This is a genomic window from Pseudorhodoplanes sp. (genome assembly GCF_046289595.1).
Classification (GTDB): Bacteria; Pseudomonadota; Alphaproteobacteria; order Rhizobiales; family Xanthobacteraceae; genus Pseudorhodoplanes.
Window position 1 is genome coordinate 1 of record NZ_JBKBVB010000062.1, and the last position, 25,846, is coordinate 25,846.

Sequence of the window (25,846 nt, forward strand, 5' to 3'; positions counted from 1 at the left end):
GGTGAGCGGGGAGGCGCCGGTGCCGCCCTCATAGCCCGCGATCGTCACATGGTCGGAACGCGCCTTGGACACGCCCGCGGCCACGGTGCCGACGCCGACTTCCGAGACGAGCTTGACCGACACGTCGCCCGCAGGGTTGACGTTCTTCAGGTCGTAAATCAGCTGCGCCAGGTCTTCGATCGAATAGATGTCGTGATGCGGCGGCGGCGAGATCAGGCCGACGCCCGGCGTCGAGTGGCGCACCTTGGCGATGGTGCGGTCCACCTTGTGGCCGGGCAACTGGCCGCCTTCGCCGGGCTTTGCCCCCTGCGCCATCTTGATCTGCATGACGTCTGAATTGACGAGATATTCGGTGGTGACGCCGAACCGGCCCGAGGCCACCTGCTTGATCGCCGAGCGCATCGAATCGCCATTCGGCATCGGCTTGTAGCGGTCGGCTTCCTCGCCGCCTTCGCCGGTATTCGACTTGCCGCCGATGCGATTCATGGCGATCGCGAGCGTGGTATGCGCCTCGCGCGAGATCGAGCCGAACGACATTGCGCCGGTGGCGAAGCGCTTGACGATCTCCTTGGCCGGCTCGACCTCGTCAAGCGGCACGGGCTTGCGGCCGTCCTCCTCCGCATTCTTGATGCGGAACAGGCCGCGAATGGTCAGAAGCCGTTCCGACTGCTCGTTCAGGGCCCGTGCGAAGGCCCGGTATTGCTCATAGGAATTGCCGCGCACCGCATGCTGCAGATTGGCGACGGTTTGCGCAGTCCAGACGTGATCCTCGCCGCGCACGCGATAGGCATATTCGCCGCCGACATCCAGAGCGTTGCGATAGATGGGCGAATCGCCGAAGGCGTCGCGGTGACGCCGTACGGTCTCCTCGGCGACTTCATCGAGCCCGACGCCCTCAATGCGGGTATGCGTGCCGGTGAAATAGGTCGCGACGAAGTCGGAACTGAGACCGACCGCGTCGAAAATCTGCGCCCCGCAATAGGACTGATAGGTGGAGATGCCCATCTTGGACATCACCTTCATCAGGCCCTTGCCGAGCGACTTGATGTAACGCTTGACGATTTCCTTGTCGTCGAGCTTCTGCGGCAACTGCTCCTTCATCGCGATCAGGGTTTCGAACGCGAGATAGGGGTTGATCGCTTCCGCGCCGTAGCCGGCCAGACAGGCGAAGTGATGCACTTCGCGGGGCTCGCCGGATTCGACGACGAGGCCGACCGAGGTGCGCAGACCCTCACGGATCAGATGATGATGCACGGCGGCGCAGGCGAGCAGGGCCGGGATCGGCACGCGCTCGGCGCTGACCTTGCGGTCCGACAGGATGATGATGTTGTAGCCGTCGCGAACCGCCTTCTCGGCGTCGGCCTTCAGCGCCTTGAGCGCCGGCGCCATGCCGGCGGCGCCCTGGTCGGCCGCAAAGGTGGTGTCGAGTGTGATCGCCTTGAAATGATTGTCCTCGATGTCGCCGATCGAGCGGATTTTCTCCAGATCCTTGTCGGTGAGGATCGGCTGGCGCACCTCGAGGCGCTTGGTGGTCGAGGTGCCCTCGATGTCGAACAGGTTCGGCCGCGGCCCGATGATCGAGACGAGGCTCATCACGATTTCTTCGCGGATCGGATCGATCGGCGGATTGGTGACCTGTGCGAAATTCTGCTTGAAATACGTGTAGAGCAGCTTCGGCTTGTTCGACAAAGCCGAGATCGGCGTGTCGTTGCCCATCGAGCCGACGGCTTCCTCGCCGGTCGTGCCCATCGGCGCCAGCAGGATCTTGATGTCTTCCTGGGTGTAGCCGAAGGCCTGCTGGCGGTCGAGCAGCGACAGGTTGGAAATCGCGGACTTGCCTGAGGATTCGGGCAGCTCTTCCAGCACGATCTGGGTCGCGTGCAGCCAGTCCTTGTAGGGATGTGACTTCGCGATGTCGGCCTTCAGTTCCTCGTCGGGGATGAGGCGGCCCTGCTTGAGGTCGACCAGCAGCATCTTGCCGGGTTGCAGCCGCCACTTTTTGACGATGTCCTTTTCCGGGATCGGCAGCACCCCCATCTCGGAGGCCATGACGATCCGGTCGTCGCGGGTCAGGCAGTAGCGCGCCGGCCGCAAGCCGTTGCGATCCAGCGTCGCGCCGATCTGGGTGCCGTCGGTGAACACGATCGCCGCCGGTCCGTCCCACGGCTCCATCAGCGCGGCGGTGTATTCGTAGAAGGCGCGCCGCTCCTCATCCATGAGAGGATTGCCGGCCCAGGCCTCCGGAATCATCATCATCATGGCTTGCGACAGCGGATAGCCGCCCATCACCAGGAATTCGAGCGCGTTGTCGAAACAGGCGGTGTCCGATTGTCCCTCATAGGAGATCGGCCACAGCTTGGTGATATCGTCGCCGAACAGCGGCGAGGAGACCGAGGCCTGCCGCGCCGCCATCCAGTTCACATTGCCGCGCAGCGTGTTGATCTCGCCGTTATGCGCGATCATCCGGTAGGGATGCGCCAGCGACCAGGCCGGGAAGGTGTTGGTCGAGAAGCGCTGATGCACGAGCGCGAGCGCGCTCTCGAAATCCGGCTCATGCAGGTCCGGATAATAGGTGCCGAGCTGGTCGGCGAGGAACATGCCCTTGTAGATCACGGTCCGGCAGGACAGCGACACCGGGTAATAGCCGGACAACCGCCGCTCTCTGCGCAGGTAGATCGCGTTCGAGATCGCCTTGCGCATGATGTAGAGGCGCCGGTCGAAATCCTGCTCGGTCTTGATATGCGCGGGACGCTCGATGAAGACCTGCATATGCACAGGTTCGGTCGGCTTGACCGATTCCCCGAGCGTCGAATTGTCGGTCGGCACGCTGCGCCAGCCGAGAATTGTCAGGCCTTCCTGGGCGGCGACCTCTTCGTAGGTCTTGCGGATCTCGTCACGCCATTCCTGGTCGCGCGGCAGAAACAGGAAGCCGACCGCATAATGGCCAGGCGCGGGCAAGGTGAAACCGCATTCCTTCGCCTTGCGGGCGAAGAAGGGATGCGGAATCTGCACGAGGATTCCGGCGCCGTCGCCGGCCCGCGGATCGGCGCCGACCGCGCCGCGATGTTCGAGATTGACGAGGATCGTCAGCGCGTCTTCGACGATCTGATGCGACTTGCGCCCCTTGATGTCGGCGATAAAGCCGACGCCGCAGGAATCCTTGTCGAGGGCGGGATCGTAGAGGCCCGCCGCCTCCGGCAGTCCCGGGTCGGCGGAATCGGCAAAATCGGACGCGCGCAACACGCTCCGTTTCTGCTGCATTCCCCGATCGTTCGTCCGGCTCATCTGAGTGCGGTCCCTCGCTGCATTCCTTCGGATTTGCTTGAGCGGTCGCAAGGCAATCCGTCGGCGTGTCTGCCGCCGTCGCTGCGCCGGTCTGCCGGACGCTGCGTTCGGTGGCATCTTGTGCTCGGAGCAACAGCCCGGACCCGCCTTGCGGCGCGTCCTAGACGGACTGCTTTGAGGTGGGCGCTTCGATGCCGAGCCGCACCGTGCGCCCCCGGTCGGCAGGTGGCTCGAAAACCCGCCGCCTCAACTTCACAAAAGTGGGACAGTAATACTGTCCTAATCATACCTTTGCCAAATTTTTCCGCAGCCGACAAGAGGCGGGCCGGGGACTTCTTGGCATTCTTCCAAGATATTCTTTCCGCGGACGGGCTCCCTAACAAGCGGATTCTTTTGTTCCGGCTGACCCATTTTTGCTCATTGGGCTTCCCGGCGCGGACAGCTCTGCTATCCGTCGAAGGCGGCGGTCGGGGACCGCGTTAACAAACGGGAATTTCCGGTGAACTTTGCCAGCGACAATACCGCGGGCGTCGCGCCCGGCATCATCAGCGCGCTGGCGCGGGCCAATGATCGCTTCACGCTCGGCTATGGCAACGATACGCTGACCCAGGCGGTCGAAACGCGGATCGGCGAGGTCTTCGACTGTGACGCCGCCGTCTTTCTGGTGACGACCGGGACCGCGGCCAATGCGCTCTCGCTCGCCCATGTGACACCGCCCTGGGGCGGGGTGCTCTGCCACGAACAGGCGCATATCCAGACCGACGAATGCGGCGCGCCGGAATTCTTCGGCGCCGGGCTGAAGCTGATCGGACTTCCCGGTTCAGGCTGCAAAGTGTCGCCGGAGACACTGGAGCGCGCGATTGCGCGCTATTCCGGTCATGTGCCGCATCAGGTCAATGCCGCGGCGCTGTCGATCACCCAGGCAACCGAAGCCGGCACGATTTACCGCATCGACGAGATCGCGGCGCTATCCAAGATCGCGCATGCGCATGGCCTGACCGTGCATATGGACGGCGCACGTTTCGCCAATGCCCTTGCGCGGATGAATGTGTCGCCGGCAGAGGCGACATGGAAAGCCGGCATCGATGTGCTCTCGTTCGGCGCCACCAAGGGCGGGGCCATGGCGGCGGAAGCGGTGGTGTTCTTCGACCGTAAGCGGGCCGCGTTCATGGCCGAGCGGCGCAAGCGCGCCGGGCACCTGCTCTCGAAGCACCGGTTCCTGGCGGCGCAGTTCGAGGGCTACCTCGCGGATGACACTTGGCTGAACCTCGCCCGCCACGCCAATGCAATGGCGGATCGGCTGGCGGACGGCTTGCGGGCTTGCGGCGTTCCGATTGTGTGGGCGGTCGAGGCCAATATCGTGTTCGCGCTCTTGCCGCAGGCGCTGGACGCAAAGCTCAGGGCCGCGGGCGCGGCCTATTACGTGCGGCCGAATACGCTGGCCGGCGGCGACGTCGCCATCGGGCCCGGCCAGATGCTGGTGCGGCTCGTCACCTCATTCGCGACGGTGGATGCGGAAATCGATCAGTTCATTGCGCTGGTGCGCGCGGGCTGAGGCGCATCCTGCGCGCGCTTGTCGTAGCGCTGCTGCGCCCGCTGCACCTCGCCGATGTGATGTTCGGCCCATTCGGCGAGCGTCTTGACGCGCTCGCTGAGGGTGCGGCCGAGATCGGTGATGGCGTATTCCACCGTGACCGGCACGGTCGCAATCACGGTGCGGGTGACAAGTCCGTCGCGCTCGAGTTGGCGCAGGGTTTGCGACAGCATTTTCTGCGAAATGCCGTTGATCCGTCTGCGCAGCGCGTTGAAGCGGACCGGCCTCTCCTCGAGCAGCATCAGCACCAGCACCGTCCATTTGTCGGCGATGCGGTCGAGCACGATGCGGGTCGGGCAGGTGGCCTGGTAGACGTCCGGCTTGCGCCGTTCTGCCTGCGCCTGCTGTCTCATGACCAACCTTCCTCCTTTCGGCTTCGCCGGGCATGCGGCCTCATCGCGCGGTTCCCGCCTTGCTTCGTTGCGGTCTTGTCTCCCCGCCGGTGAGCGCCGGGTAACCAGGGTACAGAGAAGTGCCTTCTTTACCCCAGCAGACGAATGGGCCATCTGGTATTAATCAGTTACCAATAGTCCACAGGAGACCGGAATGAAAGTGGCAGTCATCGGCGCGTCCGGGCGTGGCGGATCGCGCATCGTCGCCGAGCTTGCGCAACGCGGCCATCAGGTCACGGCGATCGCGCGCAACCCGGACAAGATTGCGACCGCGCCGAACGTGACCCCGACGCGCGGCGATCTGAACGCACCGGATTTCCCGGACTTGCTGAAAGGCCACGATGCCGTGGTCAGCGCGGTGCATTTTACCGATGCGGGCCCGGACATTCTGATCGAGGCGGTGCGCAAGTCCGGCGTGAAGCGCTATGCGGTGATGGGCGGCGCCGGCAGTCTCGAAGTCGCGCCGGGCGTGCGTCTCGTGGATACGCCGCAATTTCCGGAGGCCTACAAGGCCGAGGCGTTGAAAGGCGCCGATTTCCTCGACCGGCTGCGACAGGAAAAGGAACTGGACTGGGTGTTCCTGTCGCCCGCGGCACTGATCGATTTCGGCCAGCGCACCGGCAAATTCCGGCTCGGCAAGGACCAGTTCATGACCGACGCGAACGGCAAGAGCACAATCTCGTTTGAGGATTATGCGGTGGCGATGGTCGACGAACTCGAACAGCACAAGCATTCGCGCGAACGCTTTGCCGTGGCGTATTGACCGCATCGGGCCGGCCTGCCCGTCCTGCACCAGCACGCTCGCAAAATGATCGGTGACGGATTCAAAGACGCTGAAATTCCGCCGTAGCACTGCCCCAATCGCAAAGCACGTTGATCGCCGGGGACCGATCCTGCTTCCCCCGGAGGGGTGACGTGAAACGCGTATTCGTTCTTGCGGCTTTTGGAGCTGTGCTGGCCGCTTTGCCTGCGAAGGCGCAGCCTTTCGCGGCCGATCTGCTGCCGGCCTATGAGGTCAACACCATCGTCGCCTCGATGGGCATGCGGCCGGTCGGCCGGCCCGCCTGGATGCGTGGCCGCTATGTGGTCGCCGCGATCGACCGTTACGGACGCGACGTCAATGTCGTGCTGGATGCGCGCGACGGCCACGTGCTGGCGGTGCAGCCCGTCGGCCGCGGCCGGTTCGGTCCGCCACCGCGCGGTTATGCCGAACCTCGCTATGCGCCGCCATATCCGGTGCCGCCGGCTGCGATTCCCGGCGGTCCTCCGATCGACGATGACGGCGAATTTTTCGATCACGACCGTCAGCAGGGTGCGATGCCGCCGCGGCGCGCGACGGCTCGGACCGCGCCCGCGCCGCGCGATCCGGCGATCACCGGCAGTGTCACGCGCAGCGTTCCCGCAACGCGCCGAGAGGCCGCGCCCTTGCCAAGGGACGTGACGCCGGTGCCCCGACCGCGTCCGGCGCTGGCCAGAGCCAACGATCCGGGCACCAGGCCCGCCGAGGCGTCCGCCGGCCAGCCGCCCGCCACTGCCAAGACCGACCAAACCCAACCCGACGCGGCGTCGAAGCCTGCGGGTGTTGAGGCCAAGGCCGAGGCTACGCTCGAACCCGCAAAGCCGCAGGCCAAAAAGCCCGAAGGCAAGCCGCAATCCCGGCAAGTCTCTGTGCCGCAGGCGGCGAAGCCGGGTCAGGCCAAACCCGAGACCGAAGGCAATCCTGAATCGCGCAAACCTGTTGCGGCCAACCCCGACACAAGCAAGCCCGGCGCAAGCAAGCCCGAGGCGTCGTCGGAGTCTGCTGCGCCAAAATCCGCGACATCGAAGCCGGAGATTCGCGTCATTGATCTCGGCAAGCCGGAGACCGCGCCGAAGCCCGACGACAAGCCGGGCGTGGCGATCCGGTTCTAAGGTGTCGCGTTGGTGCGTTTTCTTCATGCGAACCGGTGCCCAATTCGCTCGAAAACGCTATAGGGACACCGCGTTTCAGAGACGCACATGAAAAGGCTGCGCCGTGCAAACATGGCGCAGCTTTTTCATCTGCATTCGTGACAGCGAATGGACAGCGCCCCGGCGATGCGGGGCGCTCCCTCCACAAGCAGAGTAGATACGGACGGCGCCGTCAGGCAGCGGCCTTGGTCTCCACCTTCGCCTCGATCGTCCTTTCATTGGCAGACTTGCCATTGATCGGAATCTGGCGCGGCTTCTTGGCCTCGGGGATCTCGCGGACGAGATCAACATGCAGGAGGCCGTTCTCGAGATTGGCGCCCTTGACCTGGACGAAATCGGCAAGCTGGAAAACGCGCTCGAAGGCGCGCGCCGCGATGCCCTGATACAGGATTTCGCCGGACTGTTCTTGCTGCTTGGCCTGCTTCTCGCCCTTGATGGTGAGGGTATTCTCTTTCAGCTCAATGCTGAGATCGTTCTCCGAAAAGCCCGCCACCGCAACGCTGACGCGGTAGGCATTCTCGCCGGTGCGCTCGATATTATAGGGCGGATAGCCGGGCGCGGTCTCCGCATTGGCCTGATCGAGCAGGCTGAAAAGCCGGTCGAAGCCGACGGTCGAACGATAGAATGGGGTAAGGTCGAAGTGACGCATCGTTGTCCTCCTTGAAGCGACATCGAACTGAAGGTCCTCCCGCATGGGCCGGACCTGTCTCTGATAAAACGCCGCCTGATGGCCGGCGCGCAATTGATCTAGGAGGCCATCGCCGGCCGTCAAGGGGAGCGGCCGAAACACGCCATCGTCGGATTTTTTCCTAAAAATATCATGCGGTTACGGACTTTTTCGCGCAGTTTTCCCGGTGCGCCGCGACCGATTGAGACTGACGCGGCCCCTGCTATAAGGCCGGACCCGCCGCCGCGCAGCATCCCCGATGAAACTGATCTCCATTCCCGCCAATCCGGTGCCCGAGGATGTCGTCAGCGGTGCGCTGAAAACGCCCGACGGGGTCGCATTGCGCTTCGCGCGCTTTGCGCCGCCGCCCGGCCGCAAGGGCACGGTCTGTATCTTTCAGGGCCGCGCCGAATTCATCGAAAAGTATTTCGAAACCGCGCGCGACTTGCGTGCGCGCGGCTTTGCGGTCGCGACCATGGATTGGCGCGGGCAGGGGCTGTCGCAGCGCGCGCTGCGCGATCCCAGGAAAGGCTATGTCGAAAGCTTCCGCGAATACGAGACCGATCTCGAAACCTTCATGCGCGAGATCGTGCTGCCGGATTGTCCGCCGCCCTATTATGCGATCGGCCATTCGATGGGCGCCTCGGTCCTGACCCGCATCGCCTATCGCGGCCATCGCTGGTTCGACCGCATGGTGCTGTGCGCGCCGCTGATCAAGCTCGGTCCGCAATTGCTGACGCCGTTCGCCAAGCCGGTGGTCAAGTTCTTGAACGGGATCGGCATGGGCACGTCTTATGTGCCCGGCGGCAGCCCGATGGTGGTGGCGTCGCAGCCCTTTGTCGGCAATGTGCTGACTGCCGATCCGGTGCGCCATGCGCGCACCGCCGCGGTGCTGGAAGCAGAACCCGCTCTCGGACTTGGCTCGCCGACCAATGCCTGGGCTTCGGCGGCGTTCTCGATGATGGACGAGTTCGAAGACGTCAATTACCCCGGCAAGATCAGGCAGGCGGTGCTGATGATCGCGGCCGGACGCGACGTGACGGTGTCGACGCCGGCGATCGAGGAATTTGCCGGGCGGCTGCGCTCGGGCTCGCATCTCATCATTGCCGGCTCCCGGCACGAGATGATGATGGAGACCGATCGCTACCGCGCGCAGTTCTGGGCGGCGTTCGACGCCTTCGTGCCGGGCTCGCCGCTGTATTGAGCGCGCCTTGATTGAGGTTGGGTACCGGTGTCGCCGGAAAGCGCCTTATTCGCTGCCGCCGGGCTCAAGCGTGAACAATTCCTGCGGCCGCTCGACACCGCGCAGCGCATAACGGCCGATTGAAACCAGCCGTCCGCGCATGCCGTCGACCGCCGCAAAGGCCTGCGACACCAGCACCGGCTGTTCGACCGACCGGCACATCGTGGCGATCCGGCTCGCTTCGTTGACCGCCGGTCCGACCACCGTGAAATCCAGCCGGTCGAGCGATCCGATATTGCCGTAATAAACCTCGCCGACATGCAGGCCGAGATACATGTCGGTGACCGGCAGAAGGTCATGCGCGCGGCGGGCATTGAGCGCGGCAACCGCGCGGCGGGCATCGCTTGCAGCGCTCAGCGCCGCGCCGCAGGCCCGGGCGCGGTCTCCGGCGGTGAAAATCGCGAGGATGCCGTCGCCGATCAGCTTCAGGACGTCGCCGCCATGGGCATGGATCGCCGAGACCGCCACATCCGCATAGTCGTTCAGAAGCGGAATGACCTGCTCGGGCGCGGAATCGGTGACGCGGGTGAAGCCGCGCAGATCGCTGAACCAGATCGCGGCATCGATCCGGTCGGCGACGCCGCGCATGATGCGGCCCGACAGGACGCGCCGCGCCGCATCGCGGCCGAGATAGGTTTCCATCAGCGTCCCGGTCATGCGGGTCAAGGCGGTGGTTTTCACCGCGAGCGCCAGGGTGGGGACGAGACGCGCCAGCGCGTCGATCTGCGCATCCGTGAAGCCGCGCTCCTGTCTCGTCATCCATGAGGAATAGACCGCGTCCATTTCGCCGATGATGCCATCGGGACCGAAGCGGTTGACGATCGAGACGCCGCCCTTGATCCCGCCCATGAGATAGTCCTGCATCACAGGGAAGATCGACGCGTGTTGCTCGGTCAGCCGCAACAGGCTCTCTCCGGTCGTCAGCATGTGGAAGAATGGACTGGCCCGCCAATTCGCGGCGGCTCTTTGCTCGTCCTCTCCCAGCGTAACGCCTTCGGGAACGACGGTCCGGCCGTATTCCAACGAACCGGGCTGCGAGGGATCCTGACCCCAGCGGAACAGCCGCCCTTCATAGACCGGGTGCAGGGTGTCGATAAGCACGAGCGCGCGGTCGACCGGAATACCGATGGCATTCGCGCGCTCGCAGAAATCGCGGACGATTGCGTCTTCCGGCGTGCCGTTCAGGCCGGCCCCGGTCAGGCTGGCGCTCAGAGCCAGAAGGTCGGCGTCGGGGATCATGCGGCCCTTATGGGGGCCGCACGCGCCCGATCAAGTCAATCCCGCCCGGCTTCCACGAATTTGTCGGCGAGCAGTTGCGGATTGGTGAAGATGACCTCGTGGCTGCCCGGCATCTGCACCAGCCGATAAAGGCCAAGCCGCGACGACATCCGCGGATGCCAGCCCCATTCGCCGGGAGGCAGTGCGGTGTCCTCGGTGCAGTTCAGGTAGCTTTTCGGAATCTGCAGCGAATAGAAGGTTTTCAGCGGCACCTTGTCGCTGTGGCTGCGCTTGGGCGTCGGCGACAGCATCCCGTAGGCTTTGCGCGCCAGCGCTTCGTCGGCGTCGTTGATGAAGGCATCCCGCCAGATCGGATAGGGCAGCATCACCCCGCCATCGGGCTGCGCGATCGCGTCGAAGAGCTCCTTGTAATGCGGCGGGACGTTGTCCTCGAGGCTCTGGCCGTCGAGCAGCACGAAGGCGTTCCAGAACACCAGCCTGCGGATACGGTCCGGCACCTGCTCGGCGACCGGCTGGATCACGGTGCCGCCGAAGGAATGCCCGACCAGAATGAAGTCGCGCACGTCCGAGGCCTTGATGAAATCCGCCACCGAGCGGACGCAATCTTCATGCGTGACGTTTTTCCGGTCGTTCGGCGCGTGGCCTGCGACCGTCGGCGCATAGACCGTGTGGCCGTTCTGTTCGAGCCGGTCGATTACCGGCTGCCAGGCGCGATTGTCGTGCCAGGAGCCGTGCACGAGAACGAATGTATAGCCCATGGTGTTTCCCCTCCCTTGTGTTCGATCCGGCAAAACCATGCATGGCGGCCGGGAAAATGCGCGTCCGCCGGTGCAGTGTTTCGCGCCTAGGAGCGCAGTGCCTTGCGGAAATCGCCCGGCGCGGCGCCGAACCGCAGCCTGAACCGCCGCGCAAAGTGACTGGGATTGGCAAAGCCGCTGCGCCAGGCAATGTCGGCGATCGCCGTGCGGGCGAAACGCGGGTCTTCGAGCATCGCCTTTGCACGCGTGAGCCGCGCTTCGATCAGCGCCGCGCCGAAACTCGTGCCGCCCTGCGCCATCACCAGATGCAGGTAGCGCTTTGAAATGCCGTGCTCTGCGGCGACGGCGGACGGATCGAGCGCGGGATCGGCGCTTTGGTCGGCGATAGAGCGCAGCAGCCTGGCGCGCAGCGCCGCGCCGTGTGGCGTCATCGTTGGGGTTTTGCCGCCGGCGGCCAGCGCCAGCATGGCGCCGATCTGGTCCGCGACCACGCCGAAGGGCAGCGTGGTATCCCCCATGGTGTCGGCCCGCAGATTGCCGAGCGCGCTCCCAAGCGTTGCGCCCCATCGCGAGTGATCGGCAAGCGTGATCAGCGTTGCATCTTCCGGATGCGGCAACCAGCTGCGGATCCAGTGCTGCGGGATCTGCACCGAGAGGCAATTGTTGCGGTCGGGCAGCGAGAAGCGATAGGGCTCGCGGCTGTCCACCAGGAGACAATTTCCGGGCGCGATCACCGCCTCACGGCCGCGTTGTGTCACACCCATATGGCCGTTGTGCATGTACAGAAGATAGAAAAAATTCTCGCGGCTGCGGGCGATCGCCGCGCGGGTGCGCCAGACTTCCTGCGGATCGGTATCGACGAAATTCAGATCGACTGGACCGAACTGGAATTTGGTCAGACTGGCGTCGAACCTTTCGCGGTCGCCGTCCGCCTTCATTTCGAGAAAGGCTTCACAGATCGCTTCGATCCAATAGCTGAGGCCCATGCCGGGGGCGGCATCGTCGGTCGACCAGAAACCGTCCGGTGCGGTCATGGTGCGCTCGCAAGGCTTGGACGAACAATTACGCCACAGCCTGCAAGCCGGCACAATGGCTGCGGCCGCTATCCGTTCAGTATCGCCAGCGCCTGCGCATGGACGCGCGCATCGCCGGCCGCGACGACACGGCCGCCAAGCCCGGCCGGCCCGCCGTCCCAGGACGTGACGACGGCGCCGGCGCCAGCCAGGATCGGGATCAGCGGCAGGATGTCGTAGGGTTTCAGCTCGGTCTCGATGACGAGATCGATATGGCCGGCCGCGAGCATGCAATAGGCATAGCAATCGCCGCCATAGCGCGACAGCTTCGCTGCCGCTTCGACCCTCTGGAAGGTCGCGCGGTCGGCCTCGTTCATCAATAGCGGGCTGGTGGTGAACAGGATCGCGTCGGACAATGCGGCGCAGCGGCGGGTGCGCAGGCTGCGTTTGCCCGCCGGGCCGCGGTATTCGGCGGCAAGGCCGTCGCCGGAAAAGGTCTCGCGCATGAACGGCTGATGCATCACGCCGAAGACCGGCTCGCCGAGCCGTGTCAGCGCGATAAGCGTGCCCCACAGCGGCATGCCGGCAATGAAGGACTTGGTGCCGTCGATCGGATCGAGCACCCAGACATATTCGGCGTCGGTGCGCTCGGAGCCGAACTCCTCGCCGATCACGCCATGCTCGGGAAAGCTGCTGCGGATGAGCGTGCGCATCGCCTGTTCCGCCGCGCGGTCGGCGGCGGTGACCGGATCGAAGCGTCCGGCCGGTCCCTTGTCGTCGATGCCAAGCGAGGTCCGGAAGAAGGGCAGAATGGTCTCGCCCGACACGGCGGTCAGCCGGTCGACGAAAGCCGCAAAATCGATGGCCGTCATGTGCCTGCACCCCGCCCGTTACCGCTTTCACCTATCGAATACCGGCATTGCCGGCAACCAAAGCCGTGCCTTGCCGCGACCGGATCTCCGTGCCACGAAACTGGCTCTTGCAGAACCGCCTAAAGGCCGGGAACCATGACAGCGGGGGAGATGCGCGTTTCAATTGCGACACGCGAAACGATCGTGCTCGTGACAGCGCTCGGCGGCATCTACATCGTCAGCCAGTTTCTGCGGAACTCGGTCGGGGTCATCGCCCCCGATCTGGCACGCGAGCTTGGGCTGTCGGCCTCCGAGGTCGGCCTGCTGTCGAGCGTGTTCTTCTTTTCGTTCGCCGCCGCGCAGATCCCGCTCGGGGTGGCGCTCGACCGCTATGGTCCGCGCCGCTGCATGCTGGTCTGCGCCGCCATTGCCATTGCCGGCACGCTGATGTTTGCCTTCGCCGAATCGCCGTTCTGGCTGGTGACGGCGCGGGTGCTGATGGGACTTGGCTCGTCCTGCTATTTAATGGCGCCGTTGGCGCTCTACGCCAAACGTTACCCGCCGGAGAATTTCGCGACGCTGGTCGGGCTGCAAATGAGTCTCGGGACGCTCGGGACGTTGCTCGCCACGGCGCCGTTTGCCTTCGCTGTCGTGCTGGTTGGCTGGCGCGCAAGCTTCGTCGTGATTGCGGGATGCGTGCTCGCCGCAGCCGTCATCGTCGCTTTGGTCGTGAAGGAAACGCAGGGCGACCGTCCGGCCCGGGAGACGCTGCGGCAGGGCCTTGCCGGGACGCTCGATGCGGTGCGCGTGCCCTCGTTCTGGCGGGTCTTCGCCATGCAGCTTGCCAGCTATTCAAGCTTTGTGGTCGTCGTCGGCCTGTGGGGCGGACCCTATCTCACCCATGTCTACGGCTTCAGCCTCACCGAGCGCGGCAACATGCTGTTTGTGGCGGTGGTGGCGCAGATTGTCGGCGCCGTGGTGTGGGGGCCGAGCGACCGGCTGTTCCGCAGTTACAAGATTCCCGTACTGACCGGGCAGCTCCTCACCGCATTCGCGCTCCTGCTTGCGGCATGGGCCGGGGTTTTTTCACAGGCCGCACTGTGGATTTGGTTTGTGGCCATCGGCTTGTTCACGGCGGCGGTCACGGTTCTGATCGCCCATGGCAAGTCGCTGTTTCCGCCGCGGGTGGTCGGCCGCGGCATGACCTTGATGAACATCGGGACGATGGGAGGCGCGTTCCTCTGCCAGAGCGTGACCGGATTCATCATCGACCTGTTTCCGACAGCGGGCGGCGGGTATGCTGTGGATGCATACCGTGCCGTTTTCGCCTTCCAGGCAGGTCTTATCCTATTGGCATCGCTTGCTTATTCGTTTTCGGACGATCCGCGCCGGAAACCCCGAGATTGGGGATAGGTCAGTGACCCTGACATTTCGACTTGCTTTTGGTGCGACGCAATGCAATATTGCTGCAGCGCGGCAATGTGCTTCGCACATTCCCGCCGCCCTCCTTGGGCGTTTCCTCCCTAGACTTGGGCCGCTAGCTCTCTAGCGGCCCTTTTTCTTTTGGGATCGTTCTTTTGCGGCTCTGCCTGCGGCCCGGACGGATACAGAATCCATTGAGTCGCCGGCTGGTTTACTCCGCGGCAGCGCGATAAGGCCGCAGCTCCTCCAGCGGGATTTGGGCAATTTCGTCGGCGAGCGTTTCCATGTCGCGCGCCAGGCGGCGAAACGCCGGGATCCGTTCCTGCGCATTCTCATTCATGTAGAGCGCGCGATTCAATTCGATCTGCAATGCGTGCAGACCGGCAGCCGGATTGCCGTAATGCTCGGTGATGAAGCCGCCGGCATAAGGCTTGTTGCGGGAGACCGAATAGCCGAGCGAGCGCAACACCTGCTCTGCCGTATCGGCCACCGCGGCGACGCAACTTGTTCCGTAGCGATCGCCGATCACCACATCGGCGCGCGGACGGTCGTCGCGCGAGCCGGTGGCCGAGGGCATGGAATGGCAATCGACCAGAACGGCAGCGCCGAACTCGGCGTGAACCCGCGTGAACAATTTGCGCAAGGTGCGGTGATACGGCTTGTACAGGCTTTCGATCCGGCGCAACGCATCGTCCACCGAGATGCGTTGATCGTAGATTTCCTGCGCGTCGCCGACCACCCGCGCCACGGTGCCCAGTCCGCCCGCGACCCGCATCGAGCGGGTATTGGCGAATGATGGCAGACGGCCGTCGAACATGCGCGGGTCGAGTTCGTAGGGCTCCCGGTTGACGTCGACATAACAGCGCGGGAAATGCGCGCGCATCATCGGATAGCCGCGCGTCACCACACCCGCGATCAGCTCGTCGACGAAGGAATCTTCGCTGCGCCGCAGGGTGGCGAGGTCGAGCCGCGCCGCCATCAGGAAGGTGCGGGGATACACCGATCCGCTATGCGGGGAATTGAACACGACCGGACCGCGCCAATGGTCGGGCTCGATCACGTCGAAGGGGGGATTGAATTCGTCCGAAACCGTCATCAACAAGGAAATCTGCTGGGTCGTTGTGCTTGCGCAACATAGGGGTCGCGGACGCGATCCGGTATCCCTTTTCGTCTCCGGATGCAGATTTTTGAACGGCTTTTGGGCATCCGGGCCCTGCCTTTCACCCGATATTTACCCGCCGGCGCGCAAATGGAACAGGGGCTGAGCGCGCACGGACCGCCGACCTTGGGCGGCGCCATCTTGCAAATTCCGTCCTCACCATGGAAGCTTCCGGCCCGGCCGCCCGGACGGATCACAAGATCGGTTGAGTAGATGAGTAACGAGCTGCCGAAAATCCTGCTTGCAGAAGACGACACCGACATGCGCCGTTTCCTTGTCAAGGCGCTGCAGAATGCCGGCTTCAACGTCGTCTCCTACGACAACGGGCTTTCGGCCTATCAACGGCTGCGCGAGGAGCCGTTCGAACTGCTGCTCACCGATATCGTCATGCCCGAAATGGACGGCATCGAATTGGCGCGCCGCGCCTCCGAACTCGATCCCGACATCAAGATCATGTTCATCACCGGCTTTGCCGCGGTGGCGCTGAACGCGGATTCGCAGGCGCCCAAGCACGCCAAGGTGCTGTCGAAACCGGTGCATCTGCGCGACCTCGTCAACGAGGTCCAGAAGATGCTGGCGGCCTGAACAGGCAAATCTGACTTCTTGAGCAGGCCATCCGTTCTTCTCTATGTTCCCTCCTTCCAGGAGGAAGCCAATGCCACGGGTCACGCGCCGCGACGTCACGCTGCTCGCCGCCAGCTCCGCTCTGGCGGCATTTTCGTTTCATACGGCGCTGTCGCAGCAACGCCCGCATACCCGGCCGCCCGCCATGCAGGTCGACGAGGCGCTGATCTATCTGATCCGCGGTCTGTTCGGCGTGTTCTCCACCGGCATGGATCAGATGGCCGCGCAGTTCAAGGCGCAGGGTTATTCGCACACCACGCTGTGGAGCTGGACCGAACTCGATCCGATCGCCCATGACATCATCGCCGGCCATCAGAACGGCGACAATGCGCATGTGGTTCTGATCGGCCATTCGCTTGGATCGAATGCGGTGGTGCAGGTGGCCGACCGGCTCGCGCAGGCCGCCATTCCGGTGGATCTCGCGGTGACGTTCGACATCACCGAGAACCTGACCGTACCGCCCAACGTGCAGCGCTTCGAGAATTTCTATCAGAATAACGGCTTCGGCCGTCCGGCGATCGAACCTCCCGGCTTTCCCGGCCAGTTCCAGAACGTCAATCTGTCCAACGATCCAAGGCTCAACCACGGCAATATCGACAACGCGCCGCAGCTCCAGCAGATCGTGATGCAGCAGGTCTTCGATCTCACGCATACCCATGTGCGCACGCAGGTTGCGCGCCGCAAGGAACCGCGGCGAGGGTGATGGGCTTTGACTCCGGACCACGACACCGCGCATCGGAAGAAGCAATTGCGGGAAGCGGCGCTGGCCCGGCGCGATGCCTTACCCGCGCCGGAGCGTGCGGCGGCAGCGGACGCGGTGGCGCAGCGAAGGCTTCCGCTGGCCATTTCAGCAGGCATGATCGTCTCGGGCTATTCGCCGATGCGCAGCGAGATCAATCCGGTGCCGCTGATGCGCAGGCTCGCCGATGCGGGCGCGCGCCTTGCGCTGCCGGTGACGCCCAGGCGCGGCAATCCGTTGATCATGCGCGCCTGGAGGTTCGGCGACGAACTTGCGTCGGGCGTCTGGGGCATTCGCGAACCGAAGGCCGATGCACCGGAAGTCTTTCCCGATATCATGCTGGTGCCGCTCGCCGCCTTCGACCGCACAGGCCATCGCATCGGTTACGGCGCGGGCTATTACGATCTCACCATCGCGCGCATCCGCGCCATGAAGCCGGTGACCGCCATCGGGCTTGCCTTCGCCGCGCAGGAGATCGAACGGGTTCCGGCCACGCCGTTCGACCAGCGGCTCGACCTTGTGCTAACGGAAAGCGAGATCATCGACTTGCGTTGAGGGAGCCGCGGTTGCGCATATTGTTTATCGGCGATGTGGTCGGCCGCTCGGGGCGCGCCATTGTCAGCCAGCGGCTGCCCGGTCTGATCGCCGAGTGGAAGCTCGATCTGGTGATCCTCAACGGCGAGAATTCGGCCGGCGGTTTCGGCATCACCGAAAGCATCTTCCGCGAATTCATCGATGCCGGCGTCGATGTGGTCACGCTCGGCAATCATTCCTGGGACCAGCGCGAGGCGCTGGTCTTCATCGAGCGCAGCCCGCGGATGATCCGGCCGCTGAATTATCCGAAGGGCACCCCCGGAAAGGGCGCGGCAATGATCGAGGCGAAGAACGGTGCGCGGGTTCTCGTCATCAATGCGATGGGCCGAATCTTCATCGATCCGCTCGACGATCCCTTCGCCGCCATCGACCGCGAACTCGAGGTCTGTGCGTTGGGACGCGACACCGATGCCATCCTGGTCGATTTCCATGCCGAGGTGACGAGCGAGAAACAGGCCATGGGCCATCACCTCGACGGCCGGGTCAGCGCCGTGATCGGCACCCATACCCATGTCCCGACCGCCGATCACCAGATCCTGCCGGGCGGCACCGCCTTCCAGTCCGATGCCGGGATGACCGGAGACTACGATTCCGTGATCGGCATGGTGAAGGACGAACCGCTGTCGCGCTTCCTGCGACGAATTCCTGCGACCAAGTTCGAGGCCGCAACGGGTCCGGCGACCCTTTGCGGGCTGGCGATCGAGACCGACGACGCATCCGGGCTGGCCACGCGGGTGGCGCCTGTCCGGCTTGGCGCGCGACTGGAGGAGGCCTTGCCGCGCTTCTGGCTCCAGGCGTAATCCGGACCCTGGTCAGGGACGGGATGCGGCGCAAAGGGACGCGCCGCCATGCGCAATCTGGGTCGGAGCCTGAGCTGCAACCTTGCCGGCGCCGTTGTTGCCGCCGGCCTTTTCGCCTTCGCCGCAACGGCGCAGGCGCAAACCCCGGCCGCTCCCGATCATGAATTCGTGACCGAGCGCACCTTTTTCCGCACCACGATCGGCGGCAAGCCGGTGCGGCTGGAAGGCTTCGTCGTCAAGCGCGCCGATCTTCCGGGGCCGCTGCCGATGGCGCTTATCACCCATGGCAAGTCCGCCAATCTCGCCGACATGCTGGCCTTGCGCGCGAGCGACTATGCGCCCTATGCCCGCGACCTGGCGCGGCGGGGCTATCTGTCGGTCGTGGTGCTGCGCCGCGGTTTCGGCCAGTCGGACGGCCCGATCCCGGTCAACGTGACCTGCAAGTCGGAGACCTTTGCCGACGTCTTCGACGCCGATGCCGACGACCTGCAAGGCGCGCTCGAGGCGGCCGCACGGCGCCCCGACGCCGACCCGGACCGGGCGATTGCAATCGGCGTGTCCGCCGGCGGCGCTGCGGTGATGGCGCTCGCCGCCCGCAATCCAAAGAATCTGAAGGGCGTCATCAACGTGTCCGGCGGATTGCAGACGCCCGATTGTCCGAAGGAAGACCCGCTCGTGAATGCGTTCAAGGATTACGGCGCATCGAGCCGTGTTCCGTCGATCTGGGTCTATGCCAACAATGATAGCCTGTTCGGACAAAAGCTCGTCGAGCGCATGCAGGCGGCCTATCTCGATGGCGGCGGCGATGTAAAGCTCGTCATGTTCGACAAGTTCGGCAACGATGGTCACACCCTCTTCGCCGACGCGGGAGGCCGGGTGAAATGGCTGATGGAAATGGACGCCTTTCTCGCCTTCCACGATTTGCCGTCGACCCAGCGCGAGCGCGGCAACGAGCTGATGAAGCAGCTCAAGCTCGCCGAGCGCAGCCGCGGCTTTGTCGATCAATATCTCGCCGCGCCGACCTTCAAGGTGATGGTGCAGACCCCGGACGGCCAGAACTTCATGACGCAGTTCGGCGCATCGACGCTGGAGCTTGCCCGCAAGGCTGCGCTGGACAATTGCCAGAGCCGTCACAAAACCACCGAGCCATGCACCGTGATCATGGAGAACGACACCTGGGTCGGCCCGGCCTCCCCCGAGCGTGTTGCCGCCGGTCCGTCCGCACCGACGGTCCGCTAGATCGGCGTCGTCGGTCCGTGGTATCGAATGGCAATGCCGGACGTGAAGCCATGCACGCTGATCGATATATGCCGTTGTTGTGGCGTCTGAACGCGCCGCGGCTTGTCATGGCGGCGGCGATGCTCCTGTTCGTGGCAGTTTCGAGCTGGGAAACGCGCGCGCAATCGGCGGCGGAGGAATTCGTCGTCGAACGCGCGTTCCTGCGCACTGCGATCGAGGGCCGCAATGTGCGCCTCGAGGCGCTGGTCGTGAAACGTGCCGATCTTGACGGCAAGCTTCCGGTCGCGCTGATCACCCATGGCAAGTCATCGCATCTTTCCGACATGCTGGAGAGCAAGGCGGCCGACTATGCCGGCCCGGCGCGCGATCTCGCCCGGCGCGGCTGGCTTGCCGTTGTCGTGATGCGGCGCGGCTTTGGCCAGTCGGATGGCCCGATGCCGGCGCAGGTCTCCTGCGCCACCACGAGCTTTACCGAACGCTTTGCTGCCGATGCCGACGATTTGCAGGGGGCGCTCGAGGCGGTGTCGAAGCGGCCGGACGCCGACCCGCAGCGGGTCATCGCCATCGGGGTCTCGGCGGGCGGTTCCGCGGTGGTTGCGTGGTCGGCGCGCAATCCTCCCGCCCTGCGCGCGGTGGTCAGCGTTTCCGGAGGCTTGCGCATGCGCGATTGTCCGAAGGAAGACGTGCTGGTGAACGCCTATCGGGAATTCGGCGAAAACAGCCGGGTGCCGAATCTCTGGATCTACGCCAGGAACGACAGCTTCTTTGCGCCCGAACTGGTCGAACGGCTGCAGTCGGCGTTTCTCGATGGCGGCGGCGACGTCAAGCTCGTGATGTACGACAAGTTCGGCAATGACGGGCACAGCCTGTTCAATGCGGCCGCCGGAAAACTGCAATGGCTGATGGAGATGGACGCATTTCTGCGCTTCCATGGACTGCCGGCGGCGCGCCGCGAGAGCGTCGCGGAGCTGATGAAATTGCTCAGGCTCGACAGCCGGCATCGCGGCTTTGTCGACCGCTATGTTGCGGCGCCGACATTCAAGGTCATGGTGCAGACGCCGGATGGCAGGCATCACTTCACCCAGTTTGGCGTGTCGACGCTGGACGGCGCGCGAAAGGCCGCGCTTGCAGCCTGCGCGCGACGCTCCAATGCGGCCGAACCCTGCCGGGTGGTGATGGAGAACGACACCTGGCTCGGCAGCGAGGCCGCCGCGGGACGGGATTAGCGGCCCGCGGTCAACGCCAACGCCGTGGCCGGATGGTTCGCGCCGGCCCCGCCGCAGGACGGGCTTGAGGTTGGCTTGTCCGCCGTCCTATAACGCGCCCGCATCGATCGATTTGCAGCCGTTGCGGTGTTGCCGCCCGCGGGCAAGCCGCGGCACGAAGCGGACTTCGGATACAGGACACAAGGGTCCATGGCAGGTCATTCCCAGTTCAAGAATATCATGCACCGCAAGGGGCGGCAGGATAAGGCGCGCTCCAAAATCTTCTCCAAGCTGGCGCGCGAAATCACTGTCGCCGCCAAGATGGGCCTGCCGGACCCGAACTTTAATCCGCGGCTGCGCGCGGCTATCCTCGCGGCGCGCGCCGAAAACATGCCCAAGGACAATATCGAACGCGCCATCAAGAAGAGTCAGGGCGGCGACGCGGAAAATTACGACGAGGTCCGCTACGAGGGCTATGGGCCCGGTGGCGTTGCCGTGATCGTCGAGGTGCTGACCGACAACCGCAACCGTACCGCAGGCGATGTCCGCGCCGCCTTCACCAAGAACGGCGGCAACATGGCGGAGACCGGGGCGGTGTCCTTCATGTTCGACCATGTCGGCGTGATCGAGTTCGACGCCAAGGTGGCAAGTCCGGACGACATGCTGGAAGCCGCCATCGAGGCCGGCGCCGAGGATGTGGTGTCGAGCGAGAGCGGCCACGAAATCTATACGGCGCAGGATACGCTCGCCGAGGTTTCCAAGGCGCTGGAGGCAAAATTCGGCGAGCCGCGCAAGTCGGCGCTGATCTGGAAGCCGCAGAACACCCTCGCAGTCAGCGACGATCAGGGCGAAAAGCTGTTGCGCATGATCGAGACGCTCGAAGAGCACGACGATGTTCAGAACGTCTATGCCAATTTCGAAGTGTCCGATCAGCTCATGTCCAAGATGAGTGCGTGATCATGGGCGTCCGCCCGCGGACCGCACCCGCCTCAGCCGCGGCCGGCCTTCGTGCCGCTTGAAAAGCCTGGCTTGCCGCTGCCGTCGCGGCCGTGGCGCGATTTCGGTCCGGTCTATGCGGGCAATGCTGTCGTCGCATTCCTGTTCGCCTGTTCCGCGCCGGTTGCCATCATCCTGTCGGTCGGCGCACGCGGCGGTCTTTCGGAGGCCGATCTGGCCTCCTGGATCTTCGCCGCATTTTTCGTCAACGGCCTGATCACCATTGCCTATTCGTTTCTGTACCGGCAGCCGCTTGCGTTTTTCTGGACCATCCCCGGCACCGTGCTGGTTGGACCGGCGCTGTCGCATGTGTCCTTTCCGGAGATTGTCGGGGCGTTCCTGGCCACCGGTCTCCTGATGGCCGTGCTCGGCCTGACCGGCCTTGTCCGCCGCGTCATGGATGCGATCCCGATGCCGATCGTGATGGCGATGGTTGCCGGGGTTTTTCTGCGGTTCGGCATCGATCTCGTGCATGCCTTCCGCGACGGCTTCTGGATCGCGTTCTCGATGGCGGTGCCGTTCTTTATTTTGTCGGCAATGCCGCGGCTCGCGCGCCACGCGCCCCCGCTGATCGTTGCGCTGATCTGTGGCGCCGTCACCGTCTGGCTTATGGGAGCATTCAACCCGCCGGCCGGCGCCATGTTCGAGCTCGCAAGTCCGAAGCTGTATGCGCCGCAATTTTCGTGGCCTGCCATGGTCGAACTGGTCATACCGCTCGCGGTGACGGTGCTGGTGGTGCAAAACGGGCAGGGCATCGCGATCCTGACGGCGAGCGGGCATAAGCCGCCGGTCAACGCCATCACGTTCATCTGCGGCGCAGGCTCTCTGGTCACGGCGATATTCGGTGCGGTCTCGACCTGCCTGACCGGGCCCGCCAACGCCATCCTTGCGAGTTCCGGCGAGAAACAGCGGCAATATACTGCCGGCGTCTGTGTCGGTGTTCTTGCGCTGGGCTTCGGTCTGACGGCTCCGTTCTTCACGCGGCTGTTGCTGGCGGCGCCGGCCGCCTTCATCGCGACGCTTGCGGGACTTGCCATCTTGCCGGCGCTGCAGACGGCGTTTCAGACTTCGTTCGGCGGGAAATTCACGTTCGGCGCACTGGTCTGCCTTCTGGTGACGGTAACCGACGTGCCGGTCTTCATGATCGGCGCGCCGTTCTGGGGCATCGTGTTCGGGCTCGCGGCATCGTGGCTGCGCGAGCGCCGCGATTTCGCGCCGGCGGTCAGCGAAACAGCTCGTCGAACAGAGGCAGACTCACCAAGGCCGACAGAGCGATGATGGCATAGGCCACGCGCCGGTAGGCGTTTTCCGACGCGCCCCGGAACAGGAAGGCGCCCAAAGCCATCGCCGCGATGAAGACCGGGCCGAGCAGGAGCGACAGCGTCAGGACATCGGCAGTGAACAATCCGCGCGCGGAATAGGCGATGAAGGACGCGATCGCAAGGATGGCGAAATAGACCATCAGGTTGGCGCGGATCACCGCAGCGTGGCTCGGCCCGCCGAGCCAGTAGATGATCGCGGCCGGGCCCGCGATCTGCACCGCGCCTGCGCCGACGCCGGCGACAAGGCCGACACCGACCGAGACCGGCAACTTCGGCTCGACATGATAGCGCCAGCCGGAAACCAGCACCACAAGCAGCGTCGTCACCAGGATGGCGATGAACCAGCGCAGGATCACGGGATCGAGATATTCCAGCGCGGCGACCCCCAGCGGGATGGTGAGGACCGCGGCCAGCGACACCGGCGCCACTTCGCGCCAGTTGCAGCGCCAGGTCTGCGGCACGGTGAACGGTGCGCTGGCGGCAAAATCGGTGATCAGCAGCGTCACCGCCGCGATCCGCGGCTCATAGATCGCCGACATCAGCGGCACATAAATGAGCGCCGAGCCGAATCCGGAAAAGCCGCGCACCAGCCCCGAAATCAGGGCCACGGCAATCGCGGCGGCGAAACGCGAATCCGTCATCAGATTCGCGGCTGTGGTGGAAAAGTCTGTCACGTTCCGTCCCGGCTAAGCGTCTTTATCACCGGCCTGCATGCAAAGGCATGCGCCGGCGCGCGGGCCTTCCATGCGTCCCGTGTTATGTCTTTACCCGCATGCAGCGCCCGATTCGCATTCTCGGCATCGACCCCGGCCTCCGCCGCACCGGCTGGGGCATGATCGCCTGCGAGGGCAACCGGCTCCTGTTCCTCGGCTGCGGCTCGGTGGAGACGCAGGACCGCGCCAGCCTCGCAACCCGCCTGGTCGCGATTCATGACGGGCTCTCGCGGGTCCTGGAGGACTTTGCGCCCGACGAGGCGGCGGTCGAGGCGACGTTCGTCAATCGCGACGGCGCTTCGACGTTGAAGCTCGGGCAGGCGCGCGGCATCGCCATGCTGATCCCGGCGCGCGCCGGGCTCGCTGTCGCCGAATATGCGCCCAATCTCGTGAAGAAGACCATTGTCGGCGCAGGCCACGCGGAGAAGTCGCAGATCCGCATGATGATTGGCGTGTTGCTGCCCAAGGCCGATCCGCGCTCGGACGACGCCGCCGATGCGTTGGCGATCGCGATCACGCATGCGCATCACCGCCAGAGCGCGTTGCTCAGGATTGCATCGGGCTAGCGTTCTCTGAAGCCGTACAGATCCGCATCGCAATCCGCGCGGCCATTCACTGCGCCCGCAATGATATCGGCCGCGATGCGCGAATAGGTGATGCCGTTGCCGCCATAGCCGAGCGCGGCAAAGCAATGCGGCATGCCGGGGATCGCGCCGATGCGCGGCAGCCCGGTGCCGCTCTGGCCGAACGATCCGCACCAGGCGAAGTCGATCTCGGCGGAAACGCCAGGCAGAAGCTTGCGCAGCTTCCTCTGCAGGGTCCGGGTCTTGCGTGGCAGCAGGGCGTCGCGCTTTTCCTCGTCGGAGAAATCCTCGTCCTCGCCGCCGCAGACGATGCGGCCTTCAGGCGTGGTGCGCAGATACAAATAGGGCTCAGACGCCTCCCAGATCATGCATTGTTCCGGCCATAGCCGTTTCGGCTGCTTCACGGTGGCGATCGCGTAGGTCGAGATGATCGTGTGGCCGCGCATCGGGACGAATTTCGGAAATTCGTAGCCCGTCGCCATCACCAGATAGCGGCATGTGATGGCATGACCGCGATCGGTAATCGCTGTGGCGCTGCGGGCGTGGCAGTCGATGTCCGTGATAGCCACCGGCGCATGGACCCGCGCGCCGTTGCCGATTGCGGCGGCCAGCATGGCATGCGCCGCCTTGCGCGGATCGATGGCGAGATTGCCGTAGCCGAGCAGGGCTGCGGATCGCGCCAAACCGAAGCGTTCTTTGAGCTGGTTTCGCGACAGCAGCCGGTCGGGCAGGCCGGCCTCGCGGCGCGCGGCGTGTTCGCGTTCGAGGCCCTGGGCGTCGAGTGTATTGCCGGCAAGATAAAGCCCGTCGCGGCGGGTAACATCCGGCACTTTCAGTTCGGCCAGGCGCGCGGCGACCGATTCCACCGCAAGGCGCGACCGGCGCCACGCCCGCATCGCATCGGCCTTGCCGATCTTGCGCGTGAGCATCGAGAGCGGGGTGTCGATCTCGTATTGCACCAGAGCAGTGGAGGCCACCGTCGAGCCCTTGACCGGATCGTCGCGCCGGTCGACCACGATCACCGCGAGCCCGTCCTGCGCCAGAGCATCCGCGATCATTGCGCCGGTGATGCCCGCGCCGATCACGAGCACGTCGGCGGTGAGATCGCCGCGCAGTCCGGCATGGCGGACCTTGGCGGTGCTTCGGCCTTCCCAGACCGAGCGGCCGGTGCGCAGATCGCGTGCTGTGCTGACCATGAGTGTCCTGCGGGAGAAACGAACAGCGTAACGCGCCGGAACCGGTTTGGTTCAGATCGCGGCCGTTCAGGCCTTGCCGGTCACCTGCCGCAGGAACGCACAGACCTCGTCCACCCGCGGAGCCATCGCCGCGATCCAGCCCATCAGGTTGACGCTCGCATGGACGGTGCCGAGCCAGAGCCGGAATTCATGGACCGTGCCGGCCGCTTTCAGCCGTTCGGCCAGCATCTCGGAATCGGTGCGCAAGGGATCGAATTCGCT

The 25,846-nt window shown here is 64.6% G+C and carries 25 protein-coding genes; 14 read left to right on the forward strand and 11 right to left on the reverse strand.

Translation table 11 applies throughout. The features are described 5' to 3' along the window. On the reverse strand, positions 1 to 3,261 hold a 3,261-nt coding region (gene gltB / locus ACK41X_RS13865; protein WP_409724179.1), incomplete at its 3' end, for a glutamate synthase large subunit. Between the two features lie 523 nt (positions 3,262 to 3,784). On the opposite strand from gltB, the gene ACK41X_RS13870 reads away from it, so the two are divergent. After that, positions 3,785 to 4,840: a threonine aldolase family protein gene (locus ACK41X_RS13870; protein ID WP_409724182.1), complete on the forward strand. Its 1,056-nt coding sequence runs from the start codon at positions 3,785 to 3,787 to the stop codon at positions 4,838 to 4,840. Here ACK41X_RS13870 and ACK41X_RS13875 read toward each other — a convergent pair. Then, complete coding sequence (locus ACK41X_RS13875) at positions 4,810 to 5,232, reverse strand: winged helix-turn-helix transcriptional regulator (protein WP_409724185.1); 423 nt, start codon at positions 5,230 to 5,232, stop codon at positions 4,810 to 4,812. The genes ACK41X_RS13870 and ACK41X_RS13875 overlap by 31 nt on opposite strands. A gap of 193 nt (positions 5,233 to 5,425) precedes the next feature. Here ACK41X_RS13875 and ACK41X_RS13880 point away from each other — a divergent pair, with 193 nt between their 5' ends. Continuing rightward, positions 5,426 to 6,034 carry an NAD(P)-dependent oxidoreductase gene (locus ACK41X_RS13880; protein WP_409724188.1) on the forward strand — a complete coding sequence of 203 codons (609 nt, stop codon included), beginning with the start codon at positions 5,426 to 5,428 and terminating at the stop codon, positions 6,032 to 6,034. Positions 6,035 to 6,186: 152 nt separating this feature from the next. Then, entirely contained in the window at positions 6,187 to 7,182 is a 996-nt protein-coding gene (locus ACK41X_RS13885; protein WP_409724191.1) for a hypothetical protein, read from the forward strand. A gap of 211 nt (positions 7,183 to 7,393) precedes the next feature. Here the strand turns inward: ACK41X_RS13885 and ACK41X_RS13890 are convergent, their stop codons facing one another. Continuing rightward, positions 7,394 to 7,870 carry an Hsp20 family protein gene (locus ACK41X_RS13890; RefSeq protein ID WP_409724194.1) on the reverse strand — a complete coding sequence of 159 codons (477 nt, stop codon included), beginning with the start codon at positions 7,868 to 7,870 and terminating at the stop codon, positions 7,394 to 7,396. A gap of 277 nt (positions 7,871 to 8,147) precedes the next feature. Here ACK41X_RS13890 and ACK41X_RS13895 point away from each other — a divergent pair, with 277 nt between their 5' ends. Then, on the forward strand, positions 8,148 to 9,092 hold the full coding sequence (locus tag ACK41X_RS13895) for an alpha/beta hydrolase (protein WP_409724196.1): 945 nt from the start codon (positions 8,148 to 8,150) through the stop codon (positions 9,090 to 9,092). A 45-nt stretch (positions 9,093 to 9,137) separates the two neighbouring features. Here the strand turns inward: ACK41X_RS13895 and ACK41X_RS13900 are convergent, their stop codons facing one another. The 4 genes from ACK41X_RS13900 to hisN all read right to left on the reverse strand — a co-directional run bounded on the left by ACK41X_RS13900 (position 9,138) and on the right by hisN (position 13,013). Beyond that, positions 9,138 to 10,370 (reverse strand): adenylate/guanylate cyclase domain-containing protein, encoded by a 1,233-nt coding sequence (locus tag ACK41X_RS13900; RefSeq protein WP_409724199.1) that lies wholly within the window; start codon positions 10,368 to 10,370, stop codon positions 9,138 to 9,140. A 35-nt stretch (positions 10,371 to 10,405) separates the two neighbouring features. Next, a complete protein-coding gene (locus ACK41X_RS13905; RefSeq protein ID WP_409724202.1) occupies positions 10,406 to 11,128 on the reverse strand; it encodes an alpha/beta fold hydrolase in 723 nt (240 codons plus the stop codon). Positions 11,129 to 11,214: 86 nt separating this feature from the next. Further along, on the reverse strand, positions 11,215 to 12,162 hold the full coding sequence (locus ACK41X_RS13910) for a helix-turn-helix domain-containing protein (protein WP_409724205.1): 948 nt from the start codon (positions 12,160 to 12,162) through the stop codon (positions 11,215 to 11,217). A 68-nt stretch (positions 12,163 to 12,230) separates the two neighbouring features. Beyond that, positions 12,231 to 13,013: a histidinol-phosphatase gene (hisN, locus tag ACK41X_RS13915; RefSeq protein WP_409724208.1), complete on the reverse strand. Its 783-nt coding sequence runs from the start codon at positions 13,011 to 13,013 to the stop codon at positions 12,231 to 12,233. A gap of 183 nt (positions 13,014 to 13,196) precedes the next feature. Here hisN and ACK41X_RS13920 point away from each other — a divergent pair, with 183 nt between their 5' ends. Next, on the forward strand, positions 13,197 to 14,405 hold the full coding sequence (locus ACK41X_RS13920; protein ID WP_409724210.1) for an MFS transporter: 1,209 nt from the start codon (positions 13,197 to 13,199) through the stop codon (positions 14,403 to 14,405). A gap of 220 nt (positions 14,406 to 14,625) precedes the next feature. On the opposite strand, the gene ACK41X_RS13925 is transcribed toward ACK41X_RS13920, so the two are convergent. Further along, the gene (locus ACK41X_RS13925) at positions 14,626 to 15,510 is read right to left on the reverse strand and encodes an N-formylglutamate amidohydrolase (protein WP_409724213.1); all 885 of its coding nucleotides are present in this window, start codon (positions 15,508 to 15,510) and stop codon (positions 14,626 to 14,628) included. A gap of 276 nt (positions 15,511 to 15,786) precedes the next feature. On the opposite strand from ACK41X_RS13925, the gene cpdR reads away from it, so the two are divergent. From cpdR to ACK41X_RS13965, 8 genes are all read left to right on the forward strand, one after another. After that, the gene (gene cpdR / locus ACK41X_RS13930) at positions 15,787 to 16,158 is read left to right on the forward strand and encodes a cell cycle two-component system response regulator CpdR (protein ID WP_409724215.1); all 372 of its coding nucleotides are present in this window, start codon (positions 15,787 to 15,789) and stop codon (positions 16,156 to 16,158) included. A gap of 70 nt (positions 16,159 to 16,228) precedes the next feature. After that, positions 16,229 to 16,900 carry an alpha/beta hydrolase gene (locus tag ACK41X_RS13935; RefSeq protein ID WP_409724218.1) on the forward strand — a complete coding sequence of 224 codons (672 nt, stop codon included), beginning with the start codon at positions 16,229 to 16,231 and terminating at the stop codon, positions 16,898 to 16,900. Positions 16,901 to 16,906: 6 nt separating this feature from the next. Then, positions 16,907 to 17,491, forward strand: a complete 585-nt coding sequence (locus ACK41X_RS13940) for a 5-formyltetrahydrofolate cyclo-ligase (RefSeq protein ID WP_409724221.1) — start codon at positions 16,907 to 16,909, stop codon at positions 17,489 to 17,491. A gap of 11 nt (positions 17,492 to 17,502) precedes the next feature. Continuing rightward, positions 17,503 to 18,330, forward strand: a complete 828-nt coding sequence (locus ACK41X_RS13945; RefSeq protein ID WP_409724224.1) for a TIGR00282 family metallophosphoesterase — start codon at positions 17,503 to 17,505, stop codon at positions 18,328 to 18,330. Between the two features lie 48 nt (positions 18,331 to 18,378). Further along, a complete protein-coding gene (locus ACK41X_RS13950) occupies positions 18,379 to 19,569 on the forward strand; it encodes an alpha/beta hydrolase family protein (RefSeq protein ID WP_409724227.1) in 1,191 nt (396 codons plus the stop codon). Between the two features lie 50 nt (positions 19,570 to 19,619). Next, positions 19,620 to 20,795, forward strand: coding sequence for a dienelactone hydrolase family protein (locus ACK41X_RS13955; RefSeq protein ID WP_409724230.1), 1,176 nt, complete (start codon positions 19,620 to 19,622; stop codon positions 20,793 to 20,795). A gap of 189 nt (positions 20,796 to 20,984) precedes the next feature. Continuing rightward, the gene (locus ACK41X_RS13960) at positions 20,985 to 21,731 is read left to right on the forward strand and encodes a YebC/PmpR family DNA-binding transcriptional regulator (RefSeq protein ID WP_409724233.1); all 747 of its coding nucleotides are present in this window, start codon (positions 20,985 to 20,987) and stop codon (positions 21,729 to 21,731) included. A gap of 72 nt (positions 21,732 to 21,803) precedes the next feature. Continuing rightward, entirely contained in the window at positions 21,804 to 23,048 is a 1,245-nt protein-coding gene (locus ACK41X_RS13965) for a benzoate/H(+) symporter BenE family transporter (RefSeq protein ID WP_409724236.1), read from the forward strand. Here ACK41X_RS13965 and ACK41X_RS13970 read toward each other — a convergent pair. Then, positions 22,993 to 23,766: a sulfite exporter TauE/SafE family protein gene (locus ACK41X_RS13970; RefSeq protein WP_409724239.1), complete on the reverse strand. Its 774-nt coding sequence runs from the start codon at positions 23,764 to 23,766 to the stop codon at positions 22,993 to 22,995. The two genes, ACK41X_RS13965 and ACK41X_RS13970, sit on opposite strands and share 56 nt — an antisense overlap. A 98-nt stretch (positions 23,767 to 23,864) precedes the next feature. Between ACK41X_RS13970 and ruvC the strand changes: the two genes are divergently transcribed. Further along, a complete protein-coding gene (gene ruvC / locus ACK41X_RS13975) occupies positions 23,865 to 24,371 on the forward strand; it encodes a crossover junction endodeoxyribonuclease RuvC (RefSeq protein ID WP_409724242.1) in 507 nt (168 codons plus the stop codon). Here the strand turns inward: ruvC and ACK41X_RS13980 are convergent. Next, positions 24,368 to 25,585, reverse strand: a complete 1,218-nt coding sequence (locus ACK41X_RS13980; protein ID WP_409724245.1) for an NAD(P)/FAD-dependent oxidoreductase — start codon at positions 25,583 to 25,585, stop codon at positions 24,368 to 24,370. The two genes, ruvC and ACK41X_RS13980, sit on opposite strands and share 4 nt — an antisense overlap. A gap of 66 nt (positions 25,586 to 25,651) precedes the next feature. Beyond that, positions 25,652 to 25,846: alpha/beta hydrolase (locus tag ACK41X_RS13985; RefSeq protein WP_409724248.1), on the reverse strand; the 195-nt coding region annotated here is incomplete at its 5' end.

Bases quoted from the DNA above. Each gene is read 5' to 3' on its own strand.
- ACK41X_RS13960 (WP_409724233.1), top strand. From the start codon at position 20,985: ATGGCAGGTCATTCCCAGTTCAAGAATATCATGCACCGCAAGGGGCGG.
- ACK41X_RS13880 (WP_409724188.1), top strand. From the start codon at position 5,426: ATGAAAGTGGCAGTCATCGGCGCGTCCGGGCGTGGCGGATCGCGCATC.
- hisN (WP_409724208.1), bottom strand. From the start codon at position 13,013: ATGACGGCCATCGATTTTGCGGCTTTCGTCGACCGGCTGACCGCCGTG.
- ACK41X_RS13910 (WP_409724205.1), bottom strand. From the start codon at position 12,162: ATGACCGCACCGGACGGTTTCTGGTCGACCGACGATGCCGCCCCCGGC.
- ACK41X_RS13935 (WP_409724218.1), top strand. From the start codon at position 16,229: ATGCCACGGGTCACGCGCCGCGACGTCACGCTGCTCGCCGCCAGCTCC.
- ACK41X_RS13890 (WP_409724194.1), bottom strand. From the start codon at position 7,870: ATGCGTCACTTCGACCTTACCCCATTCTATCGTTCGACCGTCGGCTTC.
- cpdR (WP_409724215.1), top strand. From the start codon at position 15,787: ATGAGTAACGAGCTGCCGAAAATCCTGCTTGCAGAAGACGACACCGAC.
- ruvC (WP_409724242.1), top strand. From the start codon at position 23,865: ATGCAGCGCCCGATTCGCATTCTCGGCATCGACCCCGGCCTCCGCCGC.
- ACK41X_RS13875 (WP_409724185.1), bottom strand. From the start codon at position 5,232: ATGAGACAGCAGGCGCAGGCAGAACGGCGCAAGCCGGACGTCTACCAG.
- ACK41X_RS13980 (WP_409724245.1), bottom strand. From the start codon at position 25,585: ATGGTCAGCACAGCACGCGATCTGCGCACCGGCCGCTCGGTCTGGGAA.
- ACK41X_RS13950 (WP_409724227.1), top strand. From the start codon at position 18,379: ATGCGCAATCTGGGTCGGAGCCTGAGCTGCAACCTTGCCGGCGCCGTT.
- ACK41X_RS13925 (WP_409724213.1), bottom strand. From the start codon at position 15,510: ATGACGGTTTCGGACGAATTCAATCCCCCCTTCGACGTGATCGAGCCC.
- ACK41X_RS13955 (WP_409724230.1), top strand. From the start codon at position 19,620: ATGCACGCTGATCGATATATGCCGTTGTTGTGGCGTCTGAACGCGCCG.
- ACK41X_RS13905 (WP_409724202.1), bottom strand. From the start codon at position 11,128: ATGGGCTATACATTCGTTCTCGTGCACGGCTCCTGGCACGACAATCGC.
- ACK41X_RS13900 (WP_409724199.1), bottom strand. From the start codon at position 10,370: ATGATCCCCGACGCCGACCTTCTGGCTCTGAGCGCCAGCCTGACCGGG.
- ACK41X_RS13895 (WP_409724196.1), top strand. From the start codon at position 8,148: ATGAAACTGATCTCCATTCCCGCCAATCCGGTGCCCGAGGATGTCGTC.